A 6,191-nucleotide genomic window follows, 5' to 3' on the forward strand; every position below is an offset into this window, starting at 1 on the left:
GATCATCTTGACATTTACAATAAGATCAGATTATACAAAGTTTTGCACGTCAGCGATACCGGAAATAAACTTCGCCTTTAGTAGCAAGAATCCCCAATAAAGATAGTCAACTTGCCTATTTAGGAATAAGAGTGTCAATTTAAATAATGCATTCTGAAACACTACTCTTCTTCTAAAATAGCGTAATAATATTCATCCCACCATTCATTCCCATGTGGTATACACTTCCTGAAATAGCCTTCTCTTCTCATTCCAATCTTCTCCATTACTCGATATGATGGGGTATTTTGTGGCTGACATGTAGCTATAATCCTATGTAATTTCATTTCCTTAAAGCCATATTCCAATGTAGCTTGTGCTGCTTCAGAAGCATATCCTTTATTGAAATATTTAGGATTGAACACCCAACCAATCTCATATGTATGCTCACCAAAATATTTATGAAAAACTATATGACCAATCAGAATATCTTTATGAATTAATACTACAGGAAAGTTCTTAGCGTTTTCACCAATGTTTTCATTCACAAAGTTTCTTGTATTTTCTTCAGTAAAAACCCCTTCAGGTATGTATTTCATAACATTGATATCTGATGTATACTCATGAACAGCTTGCCAATCTTTGAACTCAAATTTCCGTATTAATAATCTTTCTGTTTTTATAAACATTTACTTTTCCCCCTCAAAAAATTGCAACTATATTTTAAATCCACATTTAACCCTTAAAACAAAAAGAACTTCTACAAAATCTACATTTAACCCTTAAAACAAAAAGAACTTGTAGGACTCTCTACAAGTTCTTTTTGTTTTAAGGTGAATATACGAGCCAAACAAACTATCTTACAGATTGACTGTAGAAACTTTAGGGGTAATGCTTTGACAAATATATTATATAACAAATATTAACATCCACAGGATTTATTTTTGAAAATTATGTGAATTAAGAAAGGAAGTAGTTTTTTCTTAGCTATTATTATTATTAACTGACGGTATCATTATATTTTATTCTGCAACTTATTTAGAAGAGCTATGTACATTTCGAAGAAGTTCTTCAATAAGTTTTGTTTTTTCATTTACCTTTGTGGCATATGTGAAATCACCATAACAATATGGATACCTAAAATTATTTTTATTTCCACCACAAGTATACATCGCTGGATTTTGATCAACTTTCATCTTAGAAAACTTTTTGGCTGAATCCTCCGAGTGTTGTTTAACTTCTTGACTAGCAACAAAATCAATATAACCTGGCCCCATATTATAGCTTTGAATAATTGTATCCATGCTAACATCCTTGTCCGTTCCATATTTGTACATTTTAGCAAAGTGTTTTACCCCTTGTTCAATGCTCAAGCTTGTCTCTTGAATTTCATTTGGCTTTAATCCAAGTGATTCAGATGACTGCATAGGATCGTTTCCCTCACCTCTACTCTCTTGATACATAATTCCTAATAAAATTGGTGTTTTCTCTCCTAAATTATATTTTTCTAATTCTTTTTTTAAGGTAGACTCATATTGCAATACACGTTTTTCGGTGGCTTGCGCTTTATTTTGTTGAATATTGGTTTTATGATTAAAATATAGCATTCCAAGTATTATTACTAAGCCTAAAATACTAATAAGGAACACTTTTATAATTTGTTTTTTACTTGTATCCTTCATATATTCCTCCTCGTATAAAAAATTTAATTTTTCAAAGGTAATTGGTTATTTACAAACTATGTAATGAACATCTATCTCCCGCCCTTTTTAGACTCAAACATCAATACTTTAAGGTTTTAAGTTTAATATAAAAATTTAAAGATAAGGTAAAGATAAGATAAAGATAAAATAAAGGGTATTTTTTAGCGTACTTTAAAAGATATTGCTACAAAGGGATATATGGGACAACTTGTTGATATGAATGGATTTAGTGATAATTGAAAGGTTATTGTACAAGTTATTAATTATGGAGACATCATTCCAGAAGATTTAATCCATCTTTTCAATATGCTTTATATAAAAACCACAACATAACATATAATAAAAAACGGCGAACCCTCCACCTAGGAGAATCCACCATCACAAATAATTGATTATTTCACACCTAGTTTTTTTGCTTTCTTAGGGATCCCGTCTTCCAGCACTTCCTCTCAAGCTGTTACACCTGGAATATGATGTGATTGCATTTGAAACAGGGCTTTGGGAAGCAGCAGCTGTTCAGCAAAATTTTGATAACTCAACCGCTACAGAAGCGATGAAACAATCCTTATACTCTGTATGGAAAACTGAGGAACTTGAACAATTATTTACCTATATGAAAGAACAAAAAGAAAAAGGAAAGCCACTCACATTAGCTGGTTTTGATATGAATTTGTTTTATAAATCTTCATTCCGCTCTTATGCAAAAGAATGGTTGCAAAAAGTAAATCCTGAAATAAAGAGTGAATTTGATACAGCAGTGTCAGAGTTGATTGAACTGGATAGGTATTACAATAAAAATAAAACATATCCCTATGATCGGTTTAAAATGGAGATACAGCCCGTAATTAACAAGTTTGAAAAGGTTAGAATGTTTATTCAGAATCATAAATCTGAATTGATTCAAGTTACACCACATCCTACGTATGATGTGAAAGTCAGAGGTGGCATCTCCTCACCTAACCTGACAGACTATTCTTTTTATATCCGAGATCAAAAAATGGCACAAAACTTCGCATGGCTAACTGAAATGCAGTATGGAAACAAACTGGCCCCCTTTAACAAGTAATAATTTGTTCTGCACCCATGTTGATAATTCTTCTGGTAATCGGAATGTAACGGAACCATGTTGCTCTTTTATAATGACATAGGGATTGCGGAATTCTTCTTGAATGCCGATTCCAATCACTTGATACAATTTCCTGCACTGACTCGGAAACAATATATTTGGAATGTCTAATGATTCAATTTCATGAAAAGAATGACGGAATCTCACATCCATTGCAAATACCATCACACCAACTCCCAGCTATACGTAAAACACAATTAGTATACCGATGAGATCTATGTTACGTGCAGAAATCCCCGTTTTCTCCCCAGACTTATCTACAAGAATAAAAAAGGAATGACAAGATATGTTCCCTTTTCACTATTTGTTTTCTACACTTTTAATTCCAATATTTCTAGATGCTGAATAGATCCGCCCCCTGGCAGGTAGACACCTTCCTCCTTCAGCAGGTATACGGAACTTTCCGTTTCTACTAGTGATGGAAGATTGCGCACGCCAAATAATAATACTTTTCCCCTATTGTCCAAATGACGTGGGGTATGCATGGAAATCGTAAGGTTGTTTATGCATGTAATTGTTCCTGTTCTTAAACATTTTCGGGTATCTATTTTTATTATGTTTTGCTTTTGTAGTATTTCTTATTTTTATTGTTTGATTGTTATGACTGGCATTTGCTCGTTTTCGGAAATTTCACTGTAACCAAAATAAAGTAGAAAAAACAATAAAATAATTGTCCAAATAAATATAAACACTTTATAACTATACTTCATATGAAAAACCTCATTTTCCCTATATAAGTGAATGTACATACACCCTATAAATCTAATTACATAAATTATCGGATGTTTTAGTAGTAGAGAATCATTAAGTATTAGGAATTGTTATTCATAAACATATCCAAGAATTCTTCAAAAAAATATCATCTAGGCATTTTAACATTTCATCAAAATGCACAGATGATATTTTGTACGTTTAGCTTGGTAATGCTTTTTATGTAATGAATTCTTATCTCTATTTCACCTTAATGTTTATATGTACAAGAGTCTGTGTAGCAATTAGACTGTACTTTAAATATGTACTCAATTGTGTGTGGGAAAGGAAGCACATTTTATTTAAAGTGGTTACTTTAAAGCCCTTAATTAGTTGGTAGTCTTCTTCATTCAGACAAAAAGGAAATTTAAAGTGTGCACGTACTTTCAACTCAGACTTTTTACTACACACACTCCTATACACATAACAATATTTATAGTTTTTGTAACATTACGGAAATAACAAGAAATAATACCGAAACATTTATGATATATTGTAACAACTTAGTAACATTACTGTAACATAACGTGTATAATCGCACAATACTTTTTAACTGAAAATCAATAAATTTATGTAAGCACCCATAACGTATTACATATTGTTTGTGAAACCTTTTAATGAACAAGTATAAGTGGATGGCGGGAATTGAACCCACATCAGAGGTTCTGGAGGCCCCTGTTTTACCCTTAAATTATACCCCCTCGTGGTCGGAATGACAGGACTTGAACCCGCACATTCAACGGCTACTAGATCCACAATCTAGCAAGTCTAGCATTTCGCCACAAACTCCATAAAAATAGAAAAAGACCACCGAATGTACTCGATTGTCTTTTTGCCATGCATATCTGCACAAGAAGTGTATACTTCAAACCCTTTAATATTTTTAGCTATGAGCATACTTATAAAACTCTAAAAACTATTTGATAATCTTTTAGAATCTAACTTTCTTTTAATACTATTTGCTATTTCTTCAATATTTTCATTTAGAAAGAAATGATTACCTTCAAAAGAATGAAAAGTACACGTTTTACTTGTGTATCGTTCCCATTTTATTACTTGATCATATGTAGTAAATTCATCATTTTCCCCATTAAATATAAGAAAATCAATATCACATGGTTGTGTATTTTTGTCATGAATATACGTCTCAACGATTTTAAAATCTGCTCTTAGAATAGGGAGAAAGATCTCCATTAATTCTTCTGATTGCAGTACCCCAGATGGTGTACCTCCCATTGCAATAACTTCTCTTTTAAATTGCTCATTAGAAAGATTATGTCGGATATTTTTTATTTTACTATTTGGATGATTTCTACCGGACAAAACAAGAAATTCAGGCGATACGTTTTTAGAATCTTTTATTTTTCTGGCTACTTCATAGGCGATCAAACTTCCCATGCTATGCCCGAATAGAATGTAGGGCGAATCATCTATCTGCATAACTATTTTATTGTAGACATCATTTACTGCCTCTTCCATACTTTGGTACAAGTTTTCTTCAATTCTATATCCTCTACCAGCTAACTCTACCGGGACTACCTCAATATATGGATTAAAGTGATTTTTCCATTTTGCGTAACTAAAAGCAGATCCCCCAGCATGTGGAAAGCAAAAAAGTTTAGTCTTCTGCATTGATTTTCTCCTTACTTTCAAATTTGTATATATTTTGGAAAATTGCATAAATGTCTTTAATTATTATCTCTTGCGGAAATTCATCCCTTGTTGCACAAGCAGATAACTTATAATTTGGATCAATGTTATATTGTTTAAAGTAAAAGTTTTTAGGTATATTCTTGTATGAAATTAAAGTTCGTGATTCTTTTTTTATAGAGAATGAATTTAATGGGGTATAAAGCCCTTTTCCAATCGTTTTTATATAGCTTTCTTTTAATGTCCATAAATCAAAAAAACAATTAATTTGTTCATCAGAATTCATATTAGATATATCATAAAATTCATCCGCTGAAAAAAATTCTTTTGCTAATTTAAGAGCCTCTATCTCTGAAATCTTTTCTATATCAATACCCACATTAAAATTAGCAGTAGTACAAACCACCCATTCTCCTGAATGTGACAGATTAAAATGAAAGTCAGAAAAATTTTCAACAAAAGGTTTTCCATACTCATTATATTTAAATCTAATTTCTTCATTATTAATTTTATACTTTTGGCAGATTAGAGATCGGATTAGTAAATCCCCTATCAGGGTCCTATTAACGTCGCATGAGTTTAATAAACGCTTTATTCGTTCTTTCTTCTCATTTGAAACCAAGTTACTAAGTTGCTTAAACAAATGACTTTCAATATTCTTTGGTATTTTCACAGCTTGAATGTGTATGATAAATCACTTCCTTTTTTAAAAGATGGCTTCATATATGTGCGTTACATAAATTCAAATTAACTTTATTAAATTGCAAATACAATAGAAAAGGTGCACATTTACATATCAATGAAAATATGCACCTTTCCTCAGTAATATCATCAGGCATTCGCTTCTATTACAAAGATTTCTATGTCTCTACCAATTACTTTTTACATTATCCTCTTAAAAAGTAATACTCTTGATATATTCATTATTGCCTACACTTTATTTGCAGTTATTGGGCTGCCCTTTTCGTTCATAGCGTTGCATC

At 31.6% G+C, this 6,191-nt stretch carries 6 protein-coding genes; 1 reads left to right on the top strand and 5 read right to left on the bottom strand.

Going from position 1 to position 6,191, the window contains the following annotated elements:
• Positions 1–161 precede the first annotated feature (161 nt).
• Entirely contained in the window at positions 162–668 is a 507-nt protein-coding gene (locus DN401_RS27675; RefSeq protein WP_000470150.1) for a GNAT family N-acetyltransferase, read from the bottom strand.
• Between the two features lie 345 nt (positions 669–1,013).
• A complete protein-coding gene (locus tag DN401_RS27680) occupies positions 1,014–1,661 on the bottom strand; it encodes a lysozyme family protein (protein WP_000655735.1) in 648 nt (215 codons plus the stop codon).
• A gap of 496 nt (positions 1,662–2,157) precedes the next feature.
• Between DN401_RS27680 and DN401_RS27685 the strand changes: the two genes are divergently transcribed.
• Positions 2,158–2,748, top strand: coding sequence for an erythromycin esterase family protein (locus DN401_RS27685; RefSeq protein ID WP_149288068.1), 591 nt, complete (start codon positions 2,158–2,160; stop codon positions 2,746–2,748).
• On the opposite strand, the gene DN401_RS27690 is transcribed toward DN401_RS27685, so the two are convergent.
• The 3 genes from DN401_RS27690 to DN401_RS27700 all read right to left on the bottom strand — a co-directional run bounded on the left by DN401_RS27690 (position 2,701) and on the right by DN401_RS27700 (position 5,881).
• The gene (locus DN401_RS27690; protein WP_002164541.1) at positions 2,701–2,973 is read right to left on the bottom strand and encodes a hypothetical protein; all 273 of its coding nucleotides are present in this window, start codon (positions 2,971–2,973) and stop codon (positions 2,701–2,703) included. The genes DN401_RS27685 and DN401_RS27690 overlap by 48 nt on opposite strands.
• A 1,494-nt stretch (positions 2,974–4,467) precedes the next feature.
• Positions 4,468–5,190 (bottom strand): thioesterase II family protein, encoded by a 723-nt coding sequence (locus DN401_RS27695; RefSeq protein ID WP_001172944.1) that lies wholly within the window; start codon positions 5,188–5,190, stop codon positions 4,468–4,470.
• Positions 5,177–5,881, bottom strand: coding sequence for a 4'-phosphopantetheinyl transferase family protein (locus DN401_RS27700; protein WP_000701202.1), 705 nt, complete (start codon positions 5,879–5,881; stop codon positions 5,177–5,179). The genes DN401_RS27695 and DN401_RS27700 overlap by 14 nt, the downstream gene beginning before the upstream one ends.
• Positions 5,882–6,191: the final 310 nt, after the last annotated feature.

The sequence above is a fragment of the Bacillus sp. BF2-3 genome (assembly GCF_008368795.1).
Lineage (GTDB): Bacteria > Bacillota > Bacilli > Bacillales > Bacillaceae_G > Bacillus_A > Bacillus_A cereus.